At 67.2% G+C, this 22,910-nt stretch carries 25 protein-coding genes and 1 pseudogene; 14 read left to right on the forward strand and 12 right to left on the reverse strand.

Going from position 1 to position 22,910, the window contains the following annotated elements; translation table 11 throughout:
- Nucleotides 1-46: 46 nt before the first annotated feature.
- A complete protein-coding gene (gene recO, locus QE363_RS16745; protein ID WP_309697091.1) occupies nt 47-778 on the reverse strand; it encodes a DNA repair protein RecO in 732 nt (243 codons plus the stop codon).
- Between the two features lie 213 nt (nt 779-991).
- Between recO and QE363_RS16750 the strand changes: the two genes are divergently transcribed.
- Nucleotides 992-2,212 (forward strand): aspartyl protease family protein, encoded by a 1,221-nt coding sequence (locus QE363_RS16750; RefSeq protein ID WP_309697094.1) that lies wholly within the window; start codon nt 992-994, stop codon nt 2,210-2,212.
- 14 nt (nt 2,213-2,226) lie between these two features.
- On the opposite strand, the gene uvrC is transcribed toward QE363_RS16750, so the two are convergent.
- The 10 genes and pseudogenes from uvrC to QE363_RS16800 form a co-directional block, all read right to left on the reverse strand.
- Nucleotides 2,227-4,146 (reverse strand): excinuclease ABC subunit UvrC, encoded by a 1,920-nt coding sequence (uvrC, locus tag QE363_RS16755; protein ID WP_309697096.1) that lies wholly within the window; start codon nt 4,144-4,146, stop codon nt 2,227-2,229.
- A 224-nt stretch (nt 4,147-4,370) separates the two neighbouring features.
- A complete protein-coding gene (locus QE363_RS16760; RefSeq protein ID WP_309697098.1) occupies nt 4,371-4,691 on the reverse strand; it encodes an SMR family transporter in 321 nt (106 codons plus the stop codon).
- 346 nt (nt 4,692-5,037) lie between these two features.
- Nucleotides 5,038-5,700, reverse strand: a complete 663-nt coding sequence (locus QE363_RS16765) for a hypothetical protein (protein ID WP_309697099.1) — start codon at nt 5,698-5,700, stop codon at nt 5,038-5,040.
- The gene (locus QE363_RS16770; RefSeq protein ID WP_261269959.1) at nt 5,693-6,187 is read right to left on the reverse strand and encodes an ATPase; all 495 of its coding nucleotides are present in this window, start codon (nt 6,185-6,187) and stop codon (nt 5,693-5,695) included. The genes QE363_RS16765 and QE363_RS16770 overlap by 8 nt, the downstream gene beginning before the upstream one ends.
- A gap of 63 nt (nt 6,188-6,250) precedes the next feature.
- A pseudogene (locus QE363_RS16775) lies at nt 6,251-6,479 on the reverse strand (F0F1 ATP synthase subunit C).
- A gap of 81 nt (nt 6,480-6,560) precedes the next feature.
- Nucleotides 6,561-7,352: a F0F1 ATP synthase subunit A gene (locus tag QE363_RS16780; RefSeq protein WP_309697103.1), complete on the reverse strand. Its 792-nt coding sequence runs from the start codon at nt 7,350-7,352 to the stop codon at nt 6,561-6,563.
- A gap of 33 nt (nt 7,353-7,385) precedes the next feature.
- Entirely contained in the window at nt 7,386-7,703 is a 318-nt protein-coding gene (locus QE363_RS16785; protein ID WP_307100533.1) for an AtpZ/AtpI family protein, read from the reverse strand.
- 388 nt (nt 7,704-8,091) lie between these two features.
- Nucleotides 8,092-8,472 (reverse strand): YdbL family protein, encoded by a 381-nt coding sequence (locus QE363_RS16790; protein ID WP_309697106.1) that lies wholly within the window; start codon nt 8,470-8,472, stop codon nt 8,092-8,094.
- Between the two features lie 2 nt (nt 8,473-8,474).
- On the reverse strand, nt 8,475-8,663 hold the full coding sequence (locus QE363_RS16795; protein ID WP_307100536.1) for a YnbE family lipoprotein: 189 nt from the start codon (nt 8,661-8,663) through the stop codon (nt 8,475-8,477).
- A gap of 29 nt (nt 8,664-8,692) precedes the next feature.
- Nucleotides 8,693-11,875: a YdbH domain-containing protein gene (locus QE363_RS16800; protein ID WP_309697108.1), complete on the reverse strand. Its 3,183-nt coding sequence runs from the start codon at nt 11,873-11,875 to the stop codon at nt 8,693-8,695.
- Between the two features lie 127 nt (nt 11,876-12,002).
- Between QE363_RS16800 and radC the strand changes: the two genes are divergently transcribed.
- From radC to QE363_RS16840, 8 genes are all read left to right on the forward strand, one after another.
- Complete coding sequence (gene radC / locus QE363_RS16805) at nt 12,003-12,704, forward strand: DNA repair protein RadC (protein WP_307100540.1); 702 nt, start codon at nt 12,003-12,005, stop codon at nt 12,702-12,704.
- Nucleotides 12,705-12,887: 183 nt separating this feature from the next.
- Nucleotides 12,888-13,463 (forward strand): aminoacyl-tRNA hydrolase, encoded by a 576-nt coding sequence (gene pth, locus QE363_RS16810; protein WP_307100542.1) that lies wholly within the window; start codon nt 12,888-12,890, stop codon nt 13,461-13,463.
- Nucleotides 13,460-14,062 (forward strand): TIGR02466 family protein, encoded by a 603-nt coding sequence (locus tag QE363_RS16815; protein ID WP_309697111.1) that lies wholly within the window; start codon nt 13,460-13,462, stop codon nt 14,060-14,062. The genes pth and QE363_RS16815 overlap by 4 nt, the downstream gene beginning before the upstream one ends.
- Before the next feature lie 160 nt (nt 14,063-14,222).
- Complete coding sequence (locus QE363_RS16820) at nt 14,223-14,417, forward strand: hypothetical protein (protein WP_307100545.1); 195 nt, start codon at nt 14,223-14,225, stop codon at nt 14,415-14,417.
- 206 nt (nt 14,418-14,623) lie between these two features.
- Complete coding sequence (gene ychF, locus QE363_RS16825; protein ID WP_307100547.1) at nt 14,624-15,724, forward strand: redox-regulated ATPase YchF; 1,101 nt, start codon at nt 14,624-14,626, stop codon at nt 15,722-15,724.
- Nucleotides 15,725-15,803: 79 nt separating this feature from the next.
- A complete protein-coding gene (locus QE363_RS16830; RefSeq protein ID WP_309697113.1) occupies nt 15,804-16,196 on the forward strand; it encodes a BLUF domain-containing protein in 393 nt (130 codons plus the stop codon).
- A gap of 86 nt (nt 16,197-16,282) precedes the next feature.
- The gene (locus tag QE363_RS16835; protein WP_309697115.1) at nt 16,283-17,602 is read left to right on the forward strand and encodes an ectonucleotide pyrophosphatase/phosphodiesterase; all 1,320 of its coding nucleotides are present in this window, start codon (nt 16,283-16,285) and stop codon (nt 17,600-17,602) included.
- A 12-nt stretch (nt 17,603-17,614) separates the two neighbouring features.
- Entirely contained in the window at nt 17,615-18,064 is a 450-nt protein-coding gene (locus tag QE363_RS16840; protein WP_309697117.1) for a MaoC family dehydratase, read from the forward strand.
- Here the strand turns inward: QE363_RS16840 and QE363_RS16845 are convergent, their stop codons facing one another.
- Nucleotides 18,065-18,589, reverse strand: coding sequence for a hypothetical protein (locus tag QE363_RS16845; protein WP_307100555.1), 525 nt, complete (start codon nt 18,587-18,589; stop codon nt 18,065-18,067). It abuts the gene before it with no gap.
- Between the two features lie 287 nt (nt 18,590-18,876).
- On the opposite strand from QE363_RS16845, the gene petA reads away from it, so the two are divergent.
- From petA to QE363_RS16870, 5 genes are all read left to right on the forward strand, one after another.
- On the forward strand, nt 18,877-19,470 hold the full coding sequence (petA, locus tag QE363_RS16850; protein ID WP_309697120.1) for a ubiquinol-cytochrome c reductase iron-sulfur subunit: 594 nt from the start codon (nt 18,877-18,879) through the stop codon (nt 19,468-19,470).
- Nucleotides 19,471-19,485: 15 nt separating this feature from the next.
- The gene (locus QE363_RS16855) at nt 19,486-20,784 is read left to right on the forward strand and encodes a cytochrome b/b6 (RefSeq protein ID WP_309697122.1); all 1,299 of its coding nucleotides are present in this window, start codon (nt 19,486-19,488) and stop codon (nt 20,782-20,784) included.
- 25 nt (nt 20,785-20,809) lie between these two features.
- On the forward strand, nt 20,810-21,658 hold the full coding sequence (locus QE363_RS16860; protein ID WP_309697125.1) for a cytochrome c1: 849 nt from the start codon (nt 20,810-20,812) through the stop codon (nt 21,656-21,658).
- Nucleotides 21,659-21,907: 249 nt separating this feature from the next.
- The gene (locus QE363_RS16865) at nt 21,908-22,444 is read left to right on the forward strand and encodes an adenine phosphoribosyltransferase (protein ID WP_309697128.1); all 537 of its coding nucleotides are present in this window, start codon (nt 21,908-21,910) and stop codon (nt 22,442-22,444) included.
- Nucleotides 22,444-22,899 (forward strand): TrmH family RNA methyltransferase, encoded by a 456-nt coding sequence (locus QE363_RS16870; RefSeq protein ID WP_309697130.1) that lies wholly within the window; start codon nt 22,444-22,446, stop codon nt 22,897-22,899. Before QE363_RS16865 ends, QE363_RS16870 begins: the two co-directional genes overlap by 1 nt.
- Nucleotides 22,900-22,910 lie beyond the last annotated feature (11 nt).

Below are 22,910 nucleotides of genomic sequence, written 5' to 3' on the forward strand. Positions count from 1 at the left end.
CCTTCTCATTTCCGTTCGGAGCGCCCTTTGCCTTAGCGGGCGGGCATCACGCAACCGCCCTTTTGAAACGATCGAACAGCCGGGCGCGGGCCGGCATCGGATCATGGCGCAGACCGGCCAGGATATCGCGCGCCAGGAAATGCGCGGTGATCCGCCCGGCGGCGAAGATGTCGGGCCAGTCCCCCGCCCCGCCCTCGCGCAGAAAGGGCGGCAGGGGAAACAACCGCGCCTCGTACCCGAACGCCGCCCCCGCCGACACCGCCGCGCCGCTCTTGGGGCTGACATAGGCGAGATCGGCGGTCCCGCCGGTGACGGTGCACCGCTCCAGATCGAGCCCGAACCCCAATTGTCCCAGCAGCAGCAATTCATACCGCACCAGCGCCCCCGCCCAGCCGCGCGCCGACGGGGCCGACTCGATCGCGGTCAACACCGCGTCGAGCGCGTCGTACAGGATGGGATAGGGCTGCTCCTCCGGCAGCGCGGCAGCGGTCAACGCGCAGAGCCACTCGATCCCGGCGGCAGCCAGCGGCTCGCCGTGGAGCCCCGCGCGGCTATGCCCGGGCTCGATGGTCAGCGCGGCGAGTTGCTCGACCGTCCGCGCCCGCCACTCGCCGATGATCCCGTTGCCCGGTTGCAGCACCGGCCTGAGCGCCCGCGACCGCCCGCCCCGGACATAACCCGGCTGCACCCCGTCCTCGCGGGTCAAGGTCCGCACGATCGCCCCATGCTCGCCATGCGGCCGGACCGACAGGATGATGGCGGGGGCGACGCGGTGCATGGAGGGGATGTAGGGGGGAATGGGGTGGGATGCCATGGAGAGCGAGCGGACAACAGTATCGAAGATACCAGCGCACGCCACCAAACAACGCCAAGGCCGCCGATGAAAAGTTGGTGACTACGGCGTTTTCAGCTTGCCCCAATGATCCGCGTTACGTCACCATCCCGCAAAGTTATCTCGAGGCAAAACCGCAGAAATGGGCAGGTCATTGATATGATTTCGGGTTTTGTCAAAAGATCGTTGACTTGGGCGGCATTGCTCATATTTTCCCAAGCGGCGCTTGTACCACTCTCGGCACTTTGGGCGCAAGAAAACCCCTCCACCCTACCCGCGACCTTTACCGACCGCCCGGTTTTCTGGATACCCGATGCCGGATCGGGATGGATCGACTTCGAGCCCAAAAGCGATATCGTCATCATCCCGGTCGTCTTGAACGGTCACCCCACGAAAGCGATGATTGATACGGGCTTCGATCATGTCGTTGTGAGCAAGGCCTATGCCGACGCCCATCATCTTCCCCTGACGCCTTGGGCCAAACCGGAAAGTGACGGTGGGCCGACGCAACTCTATACCACGCCGTCCGTCACCCTGGATGTCGGCGCGATTCGCACCACGAAACCCGGTGCCGTCACCGTCATGGACCTCAGCCGCTTGAACGCCATGGGCCTTGCCGATGTCGAGGTGGTCATCGGCCTGCCCATACTTGGCATCTTCGAATGGCAGGTCGATCAGGATCATCATCGTTTCCGGTTGCTAAGCAGCGGATCCATCCCGATCCCCGACGGCATTCCCATCCGGGTAGGGCCAAACAACTCTCGGCTGGTCACCGACGTCTCGATCAACGGCCAGTCCGCATCCCCCACGATGATTGACACCGGCAACGACAGCGCGGTTTCCATCTCGCCTGCTGTTGCCGAGCGTACGGGGTTCAAGCCGCAGACGGACATCGGATCGGTCGGCGTTGGGGGCATGGTCGTCCACCCCCTCGGCCGACTGACCGATTTCACGCTCGGGGCGTACAGGGTTTCGGGTGCCTATGCGACGGTCGAGCAAGCGAACTGGTGGGGATCGAACGAGATACAGGCCTCGATAGGCATGGGCGTGCTGCGCGCCTATAATATGACGGTCGACCTGACAGCGGGACGGATGCTGCTGGAACCACGAATGCCGCCGTTAAAGCCAGCCTATCGAAGCACATCCGGCATACAGGGATATACCCGGAACGGGCGGTTATCGGTCGCCCATGTCATGAGTCAATCACCAGCGGCCGCTGGCAAGCTGAAACCGGGCGACGAGATATGTGCCATCGATCAAAAGGTCGTCTCAAAAGAATTGGTCGAAGATTATTTTGCTCATGCTGCCCCAGGAACCAAACATCTGCTGACTCTCTGCGATGGCACTTCGCGGGCAATCACATTACGCAGCTTCTACTAACGGCGGCAACACCCTCATCGGCTATGGTAAAAATCGTACACCTGCTGCGCCACCGCCTGGCTCACCCCCGGCGCCTTCTGCAAGTCTTCCAAGCTGGCATTGCGCACCGCCCGGCCCGTGCCGAAGTGCATCAGCAGCGCCTTCTTCCGCGCCGGGCCGATGCCGGGCACTTCGTCCAGCGGGCTCGCGCCCATCGCCTTGGCGCGCTTGTCGCGGTGCGCGCCGATCACGAAGCGGTGGACCTCGTCGCGTAGCCGCTGGAGGTAGAAGAGCAGCGGCGCGTTGACCGGCAGCATCCGTTCGCTGCCGTCCATCATGTGAAAGACCTCGCGTCCCTCGCGGCCGTGATGCGGGCCCTTGGCGACGCCGACCAGGCAGACATCCTCGATGCCCAGATCTTCCAGCACCGCCTTGGCCGCGTTGAGCTGGCCGCGCCCGCCGTCGATCAGAACCAGGTCGGGCCAGGTCGCATCGTCGCGGTCGGGATTTTCCTCGAGCTGGCGCGCGAAGCGGCGACGGAAGACTTCGCGCATCATGCCGAAATCGTCATTGGTTGCCGCCTCGTTCCCCTTGATGTTGAACTTGCGATACTGGCCCTTCTGGAAACCCTCCGGCCCGGCCACGACCATCGCGCCCAGCGCATTGGTGCCCTGGATATGGCTGTTGTCGTACACTTCGATCCGCTGCGGCGGTTCGGACAGGTCGAAGAAGTCCGCCACCTCGCGCAGCAATTTCGCCTGGGTGGTCGACTCGGCCAATCGCCGGTCGAGCGCCTCGACCGCGTTGCGCTTCGCCTGATCGAGCAGGCGGCGGCGGTCGCCGCGCTGCGGCACGGTGAGTTGCACCTTATACCCAGCGCGCTCGCCCAGCGCCTCGGTCAGCAATTCGCCTTCAGGCAGGTCGCGGTCGAGCAGGATCGTCTTGGCGGGCGGCACCTCCTCATAGAATTGGCTGAGGAAGCTGGTCAGCACCTCCTCCTCGGGCACGTCGGTGGTGTGCGCCGGGAAGAAGCTGCGATGCCCCCAATTCTGGCCGCCGCGAATGAAGAAGGCCTGGATGCCCATCACCCCCTCGCGACACGCCAGCGCGAAGATGTCGGCGTCGCCCACGCCCTCGGCATTGATCGCCTGCGTCCCCTGGATGAAGGTCAGCGCCTTCAACCGGTCGCGCAGGATCGCGGCGAGTTCGAAGTCCATCGCCTCAGCCGCCGCCTGCATCTGCGCGCCCAGCTTGGCCTGGACCTGGGTGGACTTGCCGCCGAGGAAATTCTTCGCATCCGCGACCAGCTCGGCATAAGCCGCCTCGTCGATCCGGCCGACGCACGGGGCCGAGCATCGCTTGATCTGGTAGAGCAGGCAGGGCCGGTCGCGCCCCTTGAAGAAGCTGTCGGTGCACGACCGCAACAGAAACAGCTTTTGCAGCGCGTTCAGCGTGTTGTTGACGCTGCCCGCACTGGCGAAGGGGCCATAGTAATTGCCGACCGCCCGCCGGGCGCCGCGATGCTTCTGGATGCGCGGAAAGTCGTGATCGTTGCGCAGCAGGATGAAGGGAAAGCTCTTGTCGTCGCGCAGCAGCACGTTGAAGGCCGGGCGGTAACGCTTGATGAGTTGCGCCTCGAGCAGCAGCGCCTCGGCCTCATTGTTGGTCGTGACGATCGTCATCGACCGGGTCTGCGCCACCATCCGCTGGAGCCGCTTGGGTAGGCGATCGACCTGGGTATAATTGGCGACGCGGTTCTTCAGCGCGCGCGCCTTGCCGATATACAGCACGTCGCCGCGCGCATCCTGCATCCGGTACACGCCCGGCCGCAGCGGCAGCGTCGCCAGCACGTTGCGGATCGCCGCCACCCCCGCCTTCAGATCGGGCGCATCGGCCCCGCGCAGGGTGAAGGTGGATTTCTCTTCGTTGAAGCGGTCGACGGGAGGCTCGGACATTACGGCCGATTTAGGAGCGCGGGGGGCGGATCGCTACCCTGTGAGGTGGCTTTGGTTCACGCGAAGACGCGAAGACGCGACGGTTTTTTGTTCGCGCGGAGGCGCGGAGGACGCAGAGGCGTTCCAAACGTGGCGGTCGGAAGACCTTCTTCTTTCTCCGCGCTCTCTGCGCCTCCGCGCGAACCATCTTCTTCGTGTCTTCGCGGCTTCGCGCGAACCAAAATTCAGCCCTGCGCGAACAGCTTGGTCCCCATCACGCCGATCACGGTCAGCACCATGAAGCCCGCCTGGATCGGCGCGATTCTGTCGCCGAAGACGATCGCGCCGCCGATCACGACGCCCACCGCGCCCAGCCCGGTCCACACCGCATAGGCGGTCCCGGCCGCAAGCCCGCGCATGGCCAGCGCCAGCAGGCCCATGTTCACGAAGCTGAGCAGGATCGGCACGCTCGACGCCTGCCAGGTGGCAACGGTCGCCGCCCATTTCAGGCTAAGCGCCCAGCAAATCTCGGTAATCACGGCAATGCCCAGAATGACCCATGCCATCGGAGCGTCTCCTTGGTTACGGGCTCGGCACTATGGGCATCGGCGCCGGAAACCCGGAAGAGACGGCGATGCGGCCCCGTGCTTGCGGGGTTATGTCATGTGGGGCCTGGCCCGGCGGGCCCCCTCCCCAAGTCGAGCTTGAGAAGAAATTGGCTTTCCCATCCCCCGTTCGGGCTGAGCGAAGTCGAAGCCCACGCCCTGCCCTCTTCACACGCAGGGCGAGGGATTCCCTTGGGCTTCGACTTCGCTCAGCCTGAACGGTGTGGGCGGTCGTTCGGCCGCCAAAAACGACCGAACCGCGCCTCGGTCGCCCGAAGCGCGGTCCTGTCACTGGCCCTGGCGCCGATCAGTTCGGGCGGCCGAGCCCTGCAATCGAGCGGTCAATCATCGCCCGGTCGGCCTCGACCGAGTGATGCTCGGCGATCAGCAGACCGGCGGCCTTGGCCGCGGCCTCGGCGGCGCGGGCGCGGACCTCGGCCAGCGCGGTGCGCTCGGCGGCCGCGATCTTGTCCTCGGCCATCTTGGCGCGACGCTCCATCAGCGCCTCGGCATCGGCCTTGGCCTTGCTGAGCAGCTGACCCGCCTCATGCTGCGCCTGGACGCGCATCGCCTCGGCATCGGCATGGGCCGCCTTGGCCTTGGCCTCATATTCGGCCTTCAGCGTTTCGGCTTCCTGACGCAGCTTGTTCGCTTCGTCGAGCTGGGCGCGGATGCCGGCGATCTTCTGGTCGAGCGAACGACCGATCATCGCGGGCACCTTCTTCACCAGCATCCCGATCAACACGACCAGAGCGGCGAGCGCCACCCAGCCGGTCGAATCGAAACCCAGCGCGGTGGGGCTGGCGGCGTGATGCTCGCCCTCGGCGGGCGCGACCGTGTTCGCGGTCAGGCCATCGCCCTCGCGGATCGGCTGGGGGGCCATGCCCTCGGCCGAGGCCGCATCGGCCAGGTTCTGCGCGACCAGCGCGTCGGCGTTGGTCAGCGCGCCGTTCGCGGAATGATTAGCCATGCGCGCTCACCTTTCGCACCGCGTCGGCCGCCGCATCCTCGCCCACATGGACGCCGGACAGCTTGGCGACGAGATCGCGCGCGGCCTCGGCCGCCACGGACTGAAGATTGGCCATCGCCTCGGCCTTGGCATTGGCGATCGCCAGGTCGTGATGACCCAGCCGCTCGGCCAGGTCGGCATCGGCCGCCTTGACCTGCGCCTCGAAGGCATGGGTGGCCCGCGCCTTGGCGGCGTTGGTTTCCGCCATCGCGGCGGTGCGCGCGGCGTCCATCTCGGCCCGCCATGCCGCCTCGACCCGGTCGGCCTCGGCACGCGCGGCCTCCGCCGCCGCCAGATCGCCGGCGATACGGGCTTCGCGAGCGTCGACGGTCGCCTGAATCTTGGGCACCATCCCACGACCGACCACGAAATAGAGCAGGCCGAAGGTGATCAGGAGCCAGAAGATCTGCGACGCATAGGTCGCACTGATCTGTGCTATCTGGGGCATGGAGTCCTCGTTGCCATATCAACCGGGCGCATCGTCACCGACACGCCCGGCCGATCCGAATGATTAGGCGACGAACACCAGGATGATCATCGTCACGAAGGCGAGCAGGCCCAGAAGCTCGGCACCGGCGAAACCGATGAAGAGGCGGCCCTGCTGGCTGTCCGCCGCACCCGGATTGCGCAGCGCGCCTTCGAGGAACTTGGCGAACACGTTGCCCACGCCGAGCGAGGCGATGCCCATGCCCGATAGCGGCCAGACCGGCACCGATCAGCTTCGCGGCTTCTGCGTCCATTTCAATCACTCCAGTTCAAAAAGGGTCGTTTGGGTATTCAAGTCGTGCGTCGCGGCCACCCGCCCGGTCCGGCTTCCCGGATCAGTGCAGGTTGACGGCGTCGTTCAGGTAAACCGAGGTCAGCAGCGCGAAGACATAGGCCTGGATCGCGGCGACCAGCAGTTCGAGAAGCGTGATGCCGATCATCAGCAGGAAGCTCGGCAGGGTGATGAGCGCGGCATAGCCCGGGCCCATGTTGATGCCGTTGATGACGAAGGCGGCGAGAACCTTCAGCAGGATGTGCCCCGCGGTCATCGCGACGAACAGTCGCAGACCCAGCGAGAAGGGGCGCACCAGGAAGCTCATCAGCTCGACCACGAAGATCAGCGGGATCATCGGGACCGGCGTGCCGTGCGGCACGAACAGCGCGAAGAAGTGGAAACCATGGCGACCGAAGCCGACGATCAGCACGATCGCGAACGAGATCAGCGCGAGCACGCCGGTCACGGTCACATGGCTGGTCACGGTGAAGGGATGGACACCCGGCACCACGCCGAAGGGCAGCAGGCCCAGCACGTTGGCGAACAGGATGAACATGAACAGCGAGAAGACATAAGGCAGGAAGCGCTTGCCCTCCGGCCCGATATTCGACGTCAGCATCGAATTGACGAAGCCGGTGAAGCCCTCGACCGCCGCCTGCCAGCGACCGGGGACCAGATCGCGCTTCATCCCGCCGATCATGAAGATCCACAGCGCGACCAACGTCGCCACCATCCACAGAGCGGAATTGGTGAAGGAAAGGTCGTAGCCGCCGACCACCCAATGCCGACCGAGCACCGGCTCGATCAGGAACTGGTGCATCGGATCAATCTTGCCGCCCGATTCTGCCGCCACGCTGCTTCGTTCCCACATATGACGAACGCCCGGTTACTCCGGGCGTTCGCCAGAAATCCGAATGATCTGCCTGAACGCCACGCCGATCCCCAGGAACAGCATCACGATCAGGGCCCAGGGTGCGGTGCCGAACCAGCGGTCGAAAAGCCAGCCGATCAACGCACTGCCCACAAGACTTCCGATCAGCGCGGAGATGACGCGGCTGCCCTGGGAATATCCCCTGTCGGCATCCACCTTCACCCCCTGCCGCGATGCGCCCTCCGCGCGTGCCTGTGCCAGTCGCTTGTCCAGCGCGGCCAGACGCGGATCGTCCGCATCGCCAAAGTCCTGTCCGGGCTCTTTCTCCGCCACGCAGCCACCCTCACCTGTTTTCGTCACCGAAGGGGAGAATGCGCGCGAACGGCGAGCGACCCCGCCAAGGCGAGGCCCGTTTAGAAAGGCCCTCCCCCCAAGTCAACCGCCTGGGGTGGGCGTTGTGACAGATGCGTTAAGGATTGTTGCCGAGGAGCGACAGGACCGCCCGATTCGCGGGCCGGTTCTTCTCCGCCCCATGGGGAGCCCCCCTTCTTCCCCCCTCCCGCAGGCGGGAGGGGTCGGGGGAGGGCTGGCGCTATCGTCGGGCAATGCCTTTGAAGATACGGGACTTCGCCCCCCCCTCCCCTCAAACCGATCGCCTGACCGCAACCGGACTCCCCTCCCCCAGCCCCTCCCGCCTGCGGGAGGGGAGTAAGAAAGGAGCTTAAACGCAGGCCGGTGCCCGCTCGGGCGCCGCCGCGGTGCGCGTCTTCCACACGCCCTCGGGCGTCTTGTACTTCTCGCCGCTGGCGGTCTGCGCGATCAGGTTGCAGCCGCTGGTAAAGGCCATCTGCTCGACGGTCGCGCCGCTGGCCTGCGCCTTCTGGGTATAGGCCGCCTTGCGCTGGATATTGATGCTGTTGACCAGCGTGCGCAGCGCGGGGGTCGCGGCGCCGACGATGCCCAGATAGCCGTCGGGCTGCTCGCCGACCAATCCCTCGGCGCGCGCGGCGGCATAGGCGGGATCGCGTTGCGCGATCGCCACGCCCGAAATGCCGATCAGCGCGACCGCTGCCGCCACCATCATCACCGCCTTGGTCTTCATGATCAGAATATCCCCGGATTCTGCTGGATCAGCGATTTGGCCTCGCCGTCCAGGCGATATACCACTTCCTGCGTCACATTGATGTTGAGATTGATCTCGATCGGCTTGTCCGGCGCGGAAATGTTCACACATCCCCCGCTCGCCAGGACCAGCGCGACCGGCATCCATCGCGTCATCCCCAAGATCGGCATTCTGTCCTGCATTTTCAATCCTGTTACGGTCATGGCACGGTCTCGCTTGCGCTGCGCTGAATGGGGGTTCCGGCGGCCGGGGCGGGGGGCGGCGCGGTGCGCTTATTCTGTTCCTCCAGCAGCGCGGGCAGGTTCCGCTGGATCAGGCGGCGCGGGTCGTAGAAGGACTGCGCCGAATCGAGCAGCCCGCGAAAGGGCGCCTTGATCCGCACGTTGAACACGAAGGGCAGCTTCTGCAGCCGCCGGATCAGGAAGTTCGACTTGGCGCCCTTGCCCTGGCTGATCCCGGCGAAGCGGACATCGGTCACCATCTCGCCCGCCAGCGGCCCGTTCATGTCGATCCGGAGCGAACGATAGTTGAGCGAGCGAAGCGCCCCGAAGGCCAGATTGCCCCAAAGCCCCAGATCCTTCTGGCTGACCGCCCCCAGATAGGCGATGCTGCCCCCGCCCGGCCGGACGACTAGCCGCCCGCCCTCGATCCGCCCGCCGCGCTCGTCGAAGACCATCGGCAGTTCGCCGTCGAAGATGCCGGTGGCGTTGAGATTCTGGAAATCGAACTGGAGCAGGAACTGGTCGGCCGCCGCGCCCTTGACGTGGAAGGTCATCCGCCGCTCCACCGGCTGCGAGAAATCGAGCAGCGTCGGGTCGAGCGTCAGCGTGCCGCCCGCAAAGGGCCAGTTGCCGCTCTCCACCCGGATGCGCGTGCCCGACAGCGTCTGGTAGCGGACGGTGCCGTTCGTCACCTGGATGCCGGGATTGATCGTGCGGATCGTCACCACCTGGCCCGGCGCGCTTTCCAGCGCCAGCAGGTCGGTGAAATGGATCTTGCCCGCAATCCCGGTGACGGGGCCGAGCGCGGCGGCGAGGTCGATGCCCTCGGTGCCGAAATCGCCGGTCGAGCGGACGCCATCGGCATCCCAGGCGATCCGCCCCTGACCGGACATCTCGCCTCGCACATCCTCGATCACGCCCTTGGTGACGGGGGTCAGCAATTCGGGCTGGAACTCCTTGGTAAAGGTCAGCCCCGGCACCACCAGCTCGGCCGAGCCCGCGCCCCGATCGAGCGCATGGGTGATGGCGACATCGGCGACCTTCACATTCCTGGTGGGCTCGAACAGCCCGCCCTTCGCATCGATCCGGCTGCCCGCCAGCGTCAGCGTCAGCGTCACGTCCCGCGCCGCCATCGGCAGGAAGCGCGGCGAATCGGCGCGGGCATCGCTCACCTGCAACCCGCCGTTCAGGGTCAGTACGCCCTTGGCCAGCCGCCACGTGCCATCGGCCTGCCCCAGCAGCAGCGGCACCTGCCCGACCTGGCCGCTACCGCCGGTGAACTGGCCCGCGATTCCTTCCGGCGTGATCCGGCCCGACAGGCTCGCCGCGTCGATCCGGGTCGGCGATTCGGGGCGGCCGATGCGGCTCTCGACGCCGGTCAGCGTGAAGCTGCGATCCGCCAGCGCGAAACGGGTCGCCGCCGCCGACAGCGCCAGCGGGCTGCTCCCGATCCGCCCGGCGAGCCTTGTCGGCCCCAGTTGCGCCCCGCCGCCGATCCGCCCACCGTCGAGACGGACCAGCGCGCCGTCGAGCGGGCAAAGCGTCGTCGCGACCCGCTCCAGCCGGAGCCCCGACAGCGCCAGCCGGTCGATCGCCAGCGGCTGGCAGCTCGGATTGACCCGCAAGCGCCGCCCGCCATCCCAGTTGGCGGTGATGGGCAGGACCAGATTGTCGATCCGGCCGCCGCTGATCGGCCCGGACAGCATGGCGCGTGTCGTGATCTGCGTCTCGCCATTCATCGCCGCCTGGAACACCAGCCGGTCGAGCGCCAGGCTGGCACCACCCGCGTCGTAACGCGCCAGCTCGGCGGTGCCGCGCATCGGCGCGCCCGGTGCATCCTGTCGCAAGGTGGCGCGCAGGCCGGGCAGGCCGCCTCCGCGCATCGCCAGCCGGGTGTCGAGCCGCAGCCCCCGCGCGTCATAGGTCAGCCCCGCGCCATCCGCGAAGGCCAGCCGCCCGCCACTGGCCGAGGCGAGCGACAGGCGCGGCACCCGCACCGCAAAGCCGGGGCCGCGCGGCCCCTTGTCGCTGTCGATCGCCAGCGCGACGTCGGCGGCGAATCGCCGCCCGCCGCGCCGCACGGCCTCGGCCATGGCGCTCGCCACCGGGCCGACCGGGGTTCCGGCGGCGGCCGCGCCCCATTGCCCGACCCGCGCCAGCATGGCGGGCGACAGCTGTGCGTCCCCCAGCGTCATCCGGCCGTCGAAGCGGGTGGCGGGGCCGACCAGATATTGTCCGGCGATCGTCGCCCGCCCGGCACGGCCCGGTTGCGCGACGACGTTGCGCGCGGCCAGCTGCATCCGGCCATGCGTGCCCTTGGGCGTGCCGGTGAAATCGAGCTGTCCTTCGATCGCGGCGGCGGCCATGACGGGATGGCGGATCGCGCCGCTGCCCACCGTGGCACGCCCCTGCCACCGATCGAGCGCCGCGCCGAAGGTCACATCGACCCGCGCCGCCAGATCGGCCACCGCCACCTCGCCGCAGCGCAGATTGCCGAGCCGCAGCGGCCCCGTCAGCGTCGGCTGCTCGCGCACCACCCGTACGCGCAGCGGCGCGGCAAGCCCCGTGGCGACGCAATCGCCCATCACCAGCCGGGGCGCCACCGCCGCCAGATGCCCGGTGAAACCGTCGCTCAACACCCCCCGCCCCGACAGGCTGATCCCCACCGGCCCATGCGGCGTGTCGAGCCGGATGCCGCCATCATCGACCACGACATCCAGCGCGGGGAGCGCAAAGGGCTTGCCCGAGGACGGCCCCATCAGCTTGTCCAGCGCGCCCAGCGTGATCCGTCCGCCGACCAGACGCCCGTGCAACCGCACCCGACCGGCCCGCACCCCCGTCACCTCGGGGCCGGACAGGGTCAGCCGGGTCCGCGTCTCCAGCCAGTCGGCGACCAGGTCGGGATCGCGCGGATCGCCGATCACCACATCGGTCAGCCTTTGCCGTCCCGTCCCCAAGTCGGAAATTTTGTAGCGCGCAGGAACGCCGCGCCGCGCCAGTTCGCGATCGATGAAACCCCCGGCGAGCGGCTTGCGCTCCAGCCACAGCGCGATCAGCGCGACCAGGATCAGCAGCGCGATGGCGATCAGGATACGCTGGAGGCGACGGAAGCGCCGGATCGGGCTTTCGGGGGTGCCGACTTCCTCGTTCGCGCCCTCCACCCCGATGCCACTCCTTCCGTCTTGACCTGTGTCATAACCCTATGGTCGCGCCGCACGCAATCGCACGAAGCCCGGCGACAGTTCCCCGCGCCGCCCTTATGCTTTCCGGCAAAGGGGGAAGCGGACCATGGGCGACGGTGGCGGCGGGGACGAGCGGGATCAGCCGAATGACCATGCCGGACACCGTGCGCGACTGCGCGACCGGTTGTTGGGCGGTGGCGGATTGCTCGACCATGAACTGATCGAATATCTGCTGATGACCGCCATCCCCCGCCGCGACACCAAACCGATCGCCAAGGCGCTGTTGCGCGAATTCCATGACATAGGCGGGGTGCTGACCGCCGATCCCAATGCCCTGCGGCGCGTCGACGGGGTGGGTGAGACGGCTGCGGCGGCGCTCAAGATCGCGCAGGCCTGTGCGCTGCGGCTGGTGCAGGTGGAGGCGGCGAAGCGCCCGGTCCTGTCCAACTGGCAGGCGCTGCTCGACTATCTCCATGCCGACATGGCGCATCACGGGGTCGAGCGGTTCCGGGTGCTGCACCTCAACACGCGTAACATGCTGATCCGCGACGAGCTGATGGGACAGGGTTCGATCGACCAGGCGCCGGTCTATATCCGCGAGGTGATTCGCCGCGCGATCGACTTCGGATCGGCGGCGCTGATCCTGGTGCACAACCATCCCAGCGGCGACCCCTCGCCCAGCCGCGCCGATATCGACGTGACCCGCGCCATCGCGGAGGCGGGCAAGCGGCTGGGGATCACGGTGCACGACCATCTGATCATCGGCACCTCGGGGCATGTGAGTCTGCGGGCGCAGGGGTTGATCTGAGGGGGATTCCCTTGGGCTTCGACTTCGCTCAGCCTGAACGGCTGTTGATAGTGCGGCAGGATTACCCAAACCTCGTTCAGGCTGAGCGAAGTCGAAGCCCACGCCCCCATTACCCTCACCGCATTGGAAACCCGAAGCCCCCGGTGCTAGGGCCCTGCCAACCAAGCGAATAAGGAATATCACATGCAGGTCTGGGCCGGGTTGGGCAATCCGGGGCCGCAATATGCGATGCACCGCCACAATGTCGGCTTCATGGCGATGGACGCCATCGCCGAGGTGCATGATTTCGGCCCCGTGAAGAAGCAGTTCCAGGGCTGGACCCAGGAAGGCCGCATCGGCGGGCAGAAGATCCTGCTGCTCAAGCCCGCGACCTTCATGAACGAGAGCGGGCGCAGCGTCGGCGACGCGCTGCGCTTCTATAAGCTGGGGGTGGAGGCGCTGACCGTCTTCCACGACGAACTCGACCTCGCCCCCTTCCGCGTGAAGGTGAAGACCGGCGGCGGCACGGCGGGGCATAACGGACTGCGCTCGATCGACCAGCATCTGGGGCCCGACTTCCGCCGCGTCCGGCTCGGCATCGGCCATCCGGGACACAAGGACCGCGTGACCGGCCATGTGCTGGGCAATTACGCCAAGGCGGAGATCGAGCCGCTGTCCGACCTGCTCGGCGCGCTGGCGGCGGAGGCGCGCTGGCTGGCCGAAGGGGACGATGTCCGCTTCGTCAACGACATCGCGCTGCGCCTGGGAGATCCGGCATGAGCGTGCGCCGCCTCTTCGCCTCGCTTCTCTATGAGGGCCAGCTGGACGATGCCGATCTGCTGGAGGAGATCGAGCAGAGCTGCTGGGCGTTGGCCGAGGACGACCGCGCCGGGCGGCGCTGGTCGAAGGAGCATGGCTATCGCGGCTATACCAGCTATGCCTCGCTCAACGACCTGCCGATCCGCGATCCGGTCTTCGCGGACCTGCGCAAGAAGCTCGACCGCCATGTCGCGCGCTTCGCCGAGGAATGCGCCTTCGACCTGGGCGGGCGCAAGCTGAAGCTGGACAGCCTGTGGGTCAATGTCCTGAAACCCGGCGGGCATCATTCGGCGCATATCCATCCGCACTCGGTCGTGTCGGGCACGCTCTATGTCGCCATGCCCCAGGGATCGGGCGCGCTGAAGCTGGAGGATCCGCGGCTGTCGATGCTGATGGCCGCCCCGCCGCGCCGTGCCGATGCGCCCGACGACCTGTCCACCTTCGCCACCGCCACGCCCCAGCCGGGAACGGTGCTGCTGTGGGAAAGCTGGCTGCGGCACGAGGTCGTGCCCAACGGCGCCAAGGGCGAGCGGATCAGCGTCAGCTTCAACTATCGCTGATCCGCCGCGCGCGACGATCCGCGCCGCACCCGCGACAGGGCGAAAGGTTCCCGCGCTTCATCGATGAAAGCGGGCGCTTCGCCGCGCCGGTATCGTGCCGTTAACTTATCTCGGTTAAGGGGGATATCGATCGCACCCCCTATCCCGGACGTTATTCCCGATGATCGAATTCGCTGTCTTCACCTTCGGCATGTTGGCGAGCTTCGTGCTGTCGGGCCTGGGCCGGAACAAGAAGGCGCAGCGCGCCAATCCGCCTATGCTGCACTATCTGGGCCTGGTGCTGATGGGGTTTTCGGGGGCGCTGGGCGTGATGCTGCTCGCCTGGGCCGCCGCGATGATGGTCGGGATCGCCTGACCCCATAACCCCTTCCCCCAGTCCGTTCAGCCTGAGCGAAGTCGAAGGCCACGCTGGAACATCCGACAATGGCGCCCCGCCCAACCGTCATCCCTTGGCCTTCGACTTCGCTCGGGCTGAACGGAGCATGGGAGAAGCGCTCGGTTGAGAAATATCCCCATCGTCGCTAGAGGGACGCTTTCCCCTTCCTGTAGGATAAGCGACGCATGGGTTTCCGCTGCGGCATCGTCGGCCTGCCGAATGTCGGCAAGTCCACCCTCTTCAACGCGCTGACCGAAACGGCGGCGGCGCAGGCCGCCAATTATCCGTTCTGCACGATCGAGCCGAATGTCGGCAACGTCGCGGTCCCCGATCCGCGCCTGTACCAGCTGGCCGAGGTCGCCGGTTCCGCCAAGATCATCGAGACGCAGCTCGCCTTTGTCGACATTGCCGGGCTGGTGCGCGGCGCGTCCAAGGGCGAAGGCCTGGGCAATCAGTTCCTGGGCAATATCCGCGAGGTTGACGCGATCGTCCATGTCCTGCGCTGCTTCGAGGACGGCGACGTGACCCATGTCGAGGGCAAGGTCGACCCCATCGCCGATGCCGAGACGGTCGAGACCGAGCTGATGCTCTCCGACCTCGAAAGCCTGGAAAAGCGCGTGCCCGCCTTCATCAAGAAGGGGCAGCAGGGCGACAAGGAGGCCAAGATCGCCGCCTCGGTCCTGGGCCAGACGCTGGAGTTGCTGCGCGACGGCAAGCCCGCGCGGCTGACCGTGCCCAAGGATGAGGAAGAGGCGCGCGTGTTCTCGCAGGCGCAGCTGCTGACCGCCAAGCCCGTCCTCTATGTCTGCAATGTCGAGGAATCGAACGCCGCCAACGGCAATGCCCATTCGGCGCGCGTCTTCGAAAAGGCCGCCGCCGAGGGCGCGCAGGCGGTCGTCGTGTCGGCCGCGATCGAGGCCGACATCGCGACCATGCCCGCGGAGGATCGCGGCGAGTTCCTGTCCGAGCTGGGCCTGTCCGAAACCGGCCTCGCCCGCGTGATCCGCGCCGGTTACGCGCTGCTCGACCTGCTGACCTTCTTCACGGTCGGCCCCAAGGAGGCGCGCGCCTGGACCGTCCATCGCGGCGCCAAGGCGCCCAATGCGGCGGGCGAGATTCACAGCGATTTCGAACGCGGCTTCATCCGCGCCGAAACCATCGCCTTTGCCGACTATATCGCCTTCAAGGGCGAGGCGGGCGCCCGCGACGCGGGCAAGCTGCGCGCCGAGGGCAAGGAATATGTCGTGCAGGACGGCGACGTGATGCTGTTCCGCTTCAACGTCTGACCCATTATGCGCCGGTCGGCTCCGGCCGCCCGGCGCATTGCCGCTTTGCAGCGCGCGCCGGAGGACCTAGAAGCCCATTATGATCCAGGTTAGTTCGTTCCGGCGTATCATCTATAGCAGCCAGGCCGTGGGCGAGGATGGCCGGTCGGACCACCTGGCCATATTGCGCGTCTCGCGCCGCAACAACGGCATGGACGGCATTTCGGGCATCCTCTGGATCGAGCGGGGCCGCTATCTCCAGTTGATCGAGGGCCCCGTCGACAGCGTCGGCGATGCGTTCGAGCGGATCCGGCGCGATCCGCGCCACACCGACATCCAGGTCCTCGACGACCGCCGGACCGACACGCCGACCTTCGGCGACTGGGCGATGGCGGGGCTGCCCGGCGATCATCCCGCCGAAGCCGCCGAACGGCTGCGGGTCCTGCTTCGCCATGCCGCGCCGGAGGTGCGCCACTTCTTCCCGCTGGACTGACTGGCCGGGCAAGCGCGATCCTGCCGACGGGCCTCGCCAGTGTCACAGGACGACGCTATCGGCTGGCCTGAAAGGATAGCCGCTCCGTGACCCGACTCCCCCTCGCCGCCCTGGCCCTGACCCTCCTGGCCGGTTGTGCCTACCCCTATACGCCGCCCGCATTGCCCCCGATCGGCGAGAGCGCGGCAAACGCGGGGGCGGCGACGCCCCGCCCCGCCGCCGATGCGGTCGCGGCGCGCGCGCCGGTCACGATCCTGGTATCGATCGACGGCTTCCGCCCCGATTATCTGACGCGCGGGCTGACCCCGAACCTGTCGCGGCTGGCGGCCGAGGGAGTCAGCGCATCGATGCGCCCCTCCTTCCCGTCCAAGACCTTCCCCAATCACTGGACGCTGGTCACCGGGCTGGTGCCCGATCGCCACGGGATCGTCGCCAACGGCTTCACCGATCCGGCCCATCCCGACGCGCGCTTCACCATGGCCTCGGACCAGCCCTATTGGTGGAATACCGCCGAGCCGATCTGGATCACCGCCGAAAAGGCCGGGATTCCCACCGCCACCATGTTCTGGCCGGGATCGAACGTCGCCTGGGGCGGCACCTTCCACCCCGGCGACTATGGCGGCACCGTGACGGGCGGCATGCGTCCGCACGACTGGCAGCAGTTCAACCAGAACGTGACCGACCGCCAGCGAGTCGATTCGATCATCGACTGGCTGCGTCGCCCGGCGGCCAGCCGCCCGCAGTTCCTGACGCTGTATTTCGACGAAGTGGACAGCGCGGGCCACGACGCCGGCCCCGACTCGCCGCAGGTGAACGCGGCGGTCGGCAAGGTGGACGAGGCGATCGGCCGCCTGCTGGCCGGGCTGGCCGAACTGGGCCAGCCCGCCAATCTGGTCGTCGTCGCCGATCACGGCATGGCCGCGACCTCCAGCGACCGGATCGTGACCGAGGATATGCTGGTCGATCCCGCCGATGCGGTGATGACCGAGGACGGTCCCTATGCGACCTTCCGCGCGGTGCCGGGGCACGAGGCCGCGCTGGAGCGGCGGTTGCTCGGCCATCACGATCATGCCGATTGCTGGCGCAGCCCGGCGATGCCCGCGCGTTTCCATTATGGTCGCAACCCGCGCATCCCGCCCTATTTCTGCCTCGCCCAGACCGGCTGGCTGATCCAGGCCAAGCGGCCCGACGCCCCCTTTGCCAAGGGCACCCATGGCTATGACAATGCCGATCCCGCCATGGCCGCGCTGTTCATCGCGCAGGGCCCCGCATTTCGGTCGGGGGTGCGGCTGGCGCCGTTCGACAATGTCGATGTCGCCCCGCTGCTGCGCGATCTGATCGGGCTCCCGGCGGGTCGGGGGCTGGACGGCAACGATGCGCCGTTCCGCCGCGTTTTCAAACGATAAGGAGAGGATTCGATGATCTGGCTGGAGGATGTGGCGGTCGGCGATACCGCGCGGTTCGGAAATCATCGGGTCGAGCGCGACGAAGTCATCGCCTTTGCCACGCGCTACGATCCCCAGCCCTTTCACCTGTCCGACGAGGACGCCGCCGCCACCCATTTCGGGCGGCTGTCGGCCAGCGGCTGGCACACCGCGTCGATGACCATGGCGATGATCGTCGAGCATTACCGGGCGACCGGCTTTCAGAGCCTGGGTTCGCCCGGCATCGACGAGCTTCGCTGGCTGAAGCCGGTCTATCCGGGCGACACGCTGCGCTGCGAGACCGAGGTGCTGGAGGTGCGCCGCTCGGCCAGTCGGCCCGACATGGGGCTGATCGTCAGCCTCCTGACCGTCTATAACCAGGACGATGTGGCGGTGATGCGGTTCCGCCCCACGCTGATGATCCGGGCCCGCTCGGCAGGCTGATCAGCGCGGCCCGCGCGGCCCACCCCGCGCGCCGCCGGGCCGCCCGCCGCGCCAGCCGGGATTGCCGCCGCGAGGGCCGCGCCATCCCTCGACCCGTGGGGCCGGTGGGCGGGGCGCGACACCAACACCGGGGTTGGGGCCGGGGCCACGCGGGCCGTTGCCCCAGCGATCGCCGCGCCAGCCGTTGCGACCCCAGCCGCGCCACTGGTCGCGGATCGGGGCCCCGCGCCACGCGCCGCGCCGCCCTTCCCAATAGGCGCGCTGGCCCTCGTTCCAGCGGAACGGCCGACGATAGCGGTCATAGACATAGACGCCCGTGCCCGGATAATAAAAGTCGTCGTACCAGCCATAATAGGACGGCGCATAACCCGCGCCATAATAGCCGGGGGCGTAGCCATAGCCGCCATAACCGCCATAGCCCGTGCCCACCGACACGCCGCTATAGCCATAGCCGTCCGCGCAGCCGCCCAGCGCCAACAGCCCGGCGGCCAGCAAGCCGCCCCATCCGATCCTGCCCAAGAGCATCGCCTCTCTCCATGCCCCTGGTCGTTCCTGCGGATGCGACAGGGGCCCGTCATCCGCGTCCGTCATCGGTCAACCCGAACCACGCCATCATGGTTCCTGCGCCCGCCCGACTGCAACCGCCATGAACGCCACCGCAAAGGGGATTGGCAAAGCCCGCCAAGCAAGGCTAACCTGACGCTCCGTTCATCATGGGCGGGCGAGATCGGGCGGCGCATGACCGGGGACAATCCGGCACGACCGCCAGGGCGCGACCGGCGCCACGCGAACGAGGTGGAGGGACAGGACGAATGGCGATGACGGAGAACACCGTACCCCCCGGCGAGTCGCCGGAGCCATTCCACGAAGAGGTCCATGATCCCCGCCGCCGCGACTTCATCAACGTCGCCGCCGTGTCCTTCGCGGGCGTGGGGGGGCTGGCCATCGTCCTGCCGCTCATCAACCAGATGAACCCCTCGGCCGACGTGCTGGCGCAGTCGACCACCGAGATCGACCTATCCAAGATCGCGCCGGGCCAGGCGATCAAGGCCAGCTTCCGCAAGCAACCGCTGTTCGTCCGCAACCTGACGCCCAAGGAGATGGCGGAGGCCGATGCGGTGCCGCTGTCCGAGCTGCGCGATCCCCAGACGCTGGAGGAGCGGACCAAGCCGGGCAAGAAGAACTGGCTGATCACGCTGGGCGTCTGCACCCATCTGGGCTGCGTGCCGCTGGGCGCGGGCGAGGGCGAGAATAAGGGCCCCTATGGCGGCTATTTCTGCCCGTGCCACGGTTCGGCCTATGACACCGCCGCGCGCATCCGAAAGGGTCCGGCACCGAAGAACCTCTTCGTGCCCGATTACAAGTTCGACAGCGACACGACCGTCACGGTCGGCGCGGCCGCTTAAAGGGGGACCCGAGACATGAGCTTTCCCTGGGCCAAGCATTACGAACCGAAACAGCCGGTCATGCGCTGGCTGGACGAGAAGCTGCCGTTGCCGCGCCTCGTCTATAATGCGGTGGGCGCGGGCTATCCGGTGCCGCGCAACCTGAATTACTTCTGGAATTTCGGCGTGCTGGCGGGCGCCGCGCTTGCCATCCAGATCATCACCGGCGTGGTGCTGGCGATGCATTATGCCGCCAATGCGGGCGTCGCCTTCGACTCGGTCGAAAGCATCATGCGCGACGTCAATGCGGGCTGGTTCCTGCGCTATGCCCACGCCAACGGCGCGTCGATGTTCTTCATCGTCGTCTATACGCACATCTTCCGCGGCCTCTATTACGGGTCCTACAAGGCCCCGCGCGAGATGGTGTGGCTGCTCGGCGTCGTCATCTTCCTGCTGATGATGGCCACCGCCTTCATGGGCTATGTGCTCCCCTGGGGGCAGATGAGCTTTTGGGGGGCGCAGGTCATCACCGGCTTCTTCTCGGCGATCCCGCTGGTCGGCGACACCATCCGCGTCTGGCTGCTGGGCGGTTTCGCGCCGGACAATGCCGCGCTCAACCGCTTCTTCTCACTCCACTATCTGCTGCCCTTCGTGATCGCGGGCGTCATCATCCTGCACATCTGGGCGCTGCACATTCCGGGTTCCAACAACCCGACCGGCGTCGACGTGAAGGGCGAGCAGGATACGGTGCCCTTCCACCCCTATTACACCGCCAAGGATGCGGTGGGGCTGGGCGTGTTCCTGCTGGTCTTTGCGACCCTGTTGTTCTTCTTCCCCAACTATCTGGGCCATCCGGACAATTACATCCCGGCCAACCCGCTCTCGACCCCGGCGCATATCGTGCCCGAATGGTATTTCTGGCCCTTCTACGCGATCCTGCGCGCCTTCACCGCCGACTTCATCCTGCCCGCCAAGCTGTGGGGCGTGCTGGCGATGTTCGGGTCGATCCTGCTGCTGTTCTTCCTTCCCTGGCTGGACAGCTCGCCGGTGCGGTCGAGCAATTTCCGGCCCAAGGCGCGGATCGCCTTCTGGGTGCTGGTGGTCGACGTGCTGCTGCTCGGCTGGTGCGGGGGGTCGCCCGCGACGCCCTTCTTCATCATCCTCAGCCAGGTCACGGCGGCCTATTACTTCCTCCACTTCCTGGTGATCCTGCCCTGGATCGCGCGGACGGAGCGGCCCGCCCCCCTGCCCCATTCGATCACCGAAGCCGTGCTGGCCAAACATGGCGGCACCGCGCCCACCAAGTCGGCCCTAACCCCTTCGGCTTCGGCCTGACACGAACCGAGAGAGGATTTCGAACATGGTTCGTGGCATCGCATTCCTGGTCGGGGCGGCCTTCACCCTGGTCCTCGCCATCGCGCTGTGGGGCAGCGTCTCGGGGCTGGTCTCCGACCCGCCCGCCCCCACCGCCGAGGAGGAGTTCCACCTCCACCCCAAGCCCGCGCATCTGGCCTCGGACGGGATATTGGGCCGGTTCGACCGGCGCCAGCTCCAGCGCGGCTTCCAGGTCTATAAGGAGGTCTGCGCGGCCTGCCATTCGCTGCGGCTGGTGGCGTTCCGCGACCTGAAGGATCTGGGCTATAACGAGGCCGAGGTGAAGGCGATCGCCAACCAGTGGGTGATCGAACAGCCGAGCATCAACCCGGAGACGGGCGAGGCGACGACGCGCAAGAACGTGCCCGCCGACCATTTCCCCTCGCCCTTCGCCAACGAGGTCGCGGCGCGCGCGGCGAACAACAATGCGCTGCCGCCCGACCTGTCGCTGATGACCAAGGCGCGGCATGACGGCACCAATTACGTCTATTCGCTGATCGGCCCCGATGCCTATCGCAACCAGCCCGCCGCGCTGCTGCGCCAGTTCCCGGATGCGAAGACGCCGGCGGGGCTGCACTACAATCCCTATTTCGCGAACCTCAACATCGCGATGCCGCCGCCACTGACCCAGGACGGGCAGGTCCAATATACCGACGGCACGCTGGCGACCCGCGACCAGATGGCCAAGGACGTCGCCGCCTTCCTGACCTGGACCGCCGAGCCCAAGCTGGAATCGCGCCACGCTGCGGGGATCGGGGCGGTGATCTTCATCCTGATCTTCTGCTTCCTAGCCTGGGGCGCGTATCAGAATGTCTGGCGCGACGTGAAGCATTGAGGCCGTATCGGATCATGTGAGAGACTGGGGCGGTTTTCCGACGAGGGAGCCGCCCTTTTTTTTCTTTGGGAACCCGCCGCCCCACTCCCGACCTCCGTTCAGGCTGAGCGAAGTCGAAGCCCATGCCCGAACCTTTCCTCCGGCCCCTTTGGCAATGGATTCCCTTGGCCTTCGACTTCGCTCAGGCCGAACGGAGGGTTGGGATTGCCCCCCTTTACCCCCGCCGCCATCAGGCCCATGAGGCGCCGCATGAACGCCAATGACGATCTGAAAGCCCTGATCCGCACGATCCCGGACTTTCCCAAGCCCGGCATCGCGTTCCGCGACATCACCACGCTGCTGCTCGACCCGACGGGTTTCGCGAAGACCATCGAGCGGATGGTCGCCGCGACGCGCGGGCCGGTCGACATGATCGCGGGAATCGAGGCGCGGGGCTTCCTCTTCGCTGCCGCGCTGGCGGTGCCGCTGAACGCGGGCGTGCTGCTGATCCGCAAGGACGGCAAGCTGCCCGGCGCGACCATCGCCGAGGATTATGCGCTGGAATATGGCCAGGACCGGATCGCGATGCACGAGGATGCGCTGGTCCCCGGCGCGCGCGTCCTGCTGGTCGACGACCTGATCGCCACCGGCGGCACCGCCCGTGCGGCCGTCCGGCTGTTGCGCAAGGCGGGGGGCGTCGTCGAACAGGCGCAGTTCCTGGTCGACCTGCCCGATCTCGGCGGCGCCGACGCGTTGCGGGCCGAGGGGCTGGCGGTCGATGCGCTGCTGTCCTTTCCGGGCCATTGATGCGGCTGGCGCTTCATGAGCCCGATATTGCGGGCAATGTCGGCACGCTGATCCGCACCGCGACCTGTTTCGGCGTCGCGGTCGACCTGATCGAGCCGATGGGCTTTCCCTATTCCGACCGGGCGCTGGCGCGATCGGCGATGGACTATGCCGCCATGGCCCAGGTGGTGCGCCATGCCGATTGGGACGCCTTCCGCGCCGCCACGCCGGGACGGATCGTACTGGCGACGACGCTGGGCGCGCTGCCGCTGCCCGAGATGGTGTTCCGCCCCGACGACGTGATCCTGCTCGGCTCGGAGGGCGCAGGGGTGCCGGAGGCGGTGCACGACGCCGCCGACATCCGGGTGCGCGTGCCGATGCGCAGCGGCGTCCGCTCGCTCAACGTCGCGATCACCGGCGGCATCCTGCTGGCCGAGGCGCGGCGGCAGACGGGTTGGGACCAAATGCCGGGTTGACCCCCGCCCCC

The sequence above is a fragment of the Sphingomonas sp. SORGH_AS_0870 genome (genome assembly GCF_031453175.1).
Taxonomy (GTDB): domain Bacteria; phylum Pseudomonadota; class Alphaproteobacteria; order Sphingomonadales; family Sphingomonadaceae; genus Sphingomonas.

Coding starts and splice junctions, on each gene's coding strand:
- recO (WP_309697091.1), bottom strand. CDS start 778: ATGCACCGCGTCGCCCCCGCCATCATCCTGTCGGTCCGGCCGCATGGC.
- QE363_RS16750 (WP_309697094.1), top strand. CDS start 992: ATGATTTCGGGTTTTGTCAAAAGATCGTTGACTTGGGCGGCATTGCTC.
- uvrC (WP_309697096.1), bottom strand. CDS start 4,146: ATGTCCGAGCCTCCCGTCGACCGCTTCAACGAAGAGAAATCCACCTTC.
- QE363_RS16760 (WP_309697098.1), bottom strand. CDS start 4,691: ATGGCATGGGTCATTCTGGGCATTGCCGTGATTACCGAGATTTGCTGG.
- QE363_RS16765 (WP_309697099.1), bottom strand. CDS start 5,700: ATGGCTAATCATTCCGCGAACGGCGCGCTGACCAACGCCGACGCGCTG.
- QE363_RS16770 (WP_261269959.1), bottom strand. CDS start 6,187: ATGCCCCAGATAGCACAGATCAGTGCGACCTATGCGTCGCAGATCTTC.
- QE363_RS16790 (WP_309697106.1), bottom strand. CDS start 8,472: ATGAAGACCAAGGCGGTGATGATGGTGGCGGCAGCGGTCGCGCTGATC.
- QE363_RS16795 (WP_307100536.1), bottom strand. CDS start 8,663: ATGCCGATCTTGGGGATGACGCGATGGATGCCGGTCGCGCTGGTCCTG.
- radC (WP_307100540.1), top strand. CDS start 12,003: ATGGGCGACGGTGGCGGCGGGGACGAGCGGGATCAGCCGAATGACCAT.
- pth (WP_307100542.1), top strand. CDS start 12,888: ATGCAGGTCTGGGCCGGGTTGGGCAATCCGGGGCCGCAATATGCGATG.
- QE363_RS16815 (WP_309697111.1), top strand. CDS start 13,460: ATGAGCGTGCGCCGCCTCTTCGCCTCGCTTCTCTATGAGGGCCAGCTG.
- QE363_RS16820 (WP_307100545.1), top strand. CDS start 14,223: ATGATCGAATTCGCTGTCTTCACCTTCGGCATGTTGGCGAGCTTCGTG.
- ychF (WP_307100547.1), top strand. CDS start 14,624: ATGGGTTTCCGCTGCGGCATCGTCGGCCTGCCGAATGTCGGCAAGTCC.
- QE363_RS16830 (WP_309697113.1), top strand. CDS start 15,804: ATGATCCAGGTTAGTTCGTTCCGGCGTATCATCTATAGCAGCCAGGCC.
- QE363_RS16840 (WP_309697117.1), top strand. CDS start 17,615: ATGATCTGGCTGGAGGATGTGGCGGTCGGCGATACCGCGCGGTTCGGA.
- QE363_RS16845 (WP_307100555.1), bottom strand. CDS start 18,589: ATGCTCTTGGGCAGGATCGGATGGGGCGGCTTGCTGGCCGCCGGGCTG.
- petA (WP_309697120.1), top strand. CDS start 18,877: ATGGCGATGACGGAGAACACCGTACCCCCCGGCGAGTCGCCGGAGCCA.
- QE363_RS16855 (WP_309697122.1), top strand. CDS start 19,486: ATGAGCTTTCCCTGGGCCAAGCATTACGAACCGAAACAGCCGGTCATG.
- QE363_RS16860 (WP_309697125.1), top strand. CDS start 20,810: ATGGTTCGTGGCATCGCATTCCTGGTCGGGGCGGCCTTCACCCTGGTC.
- QE363_RS16865 (WP_309697128.1), top strand. CDS start 21,908: ATGAACGCCAATGACGATCTGAAAGCCCTGATCCGCACGATCCCGGAC.
- QE363_RS16870 (WP_309697130.1), top strand. CDS start 22,444: ATGCGGCTGGCGCTTCATGAGCCCGATATTGCGGGCAATGTCGGCACG.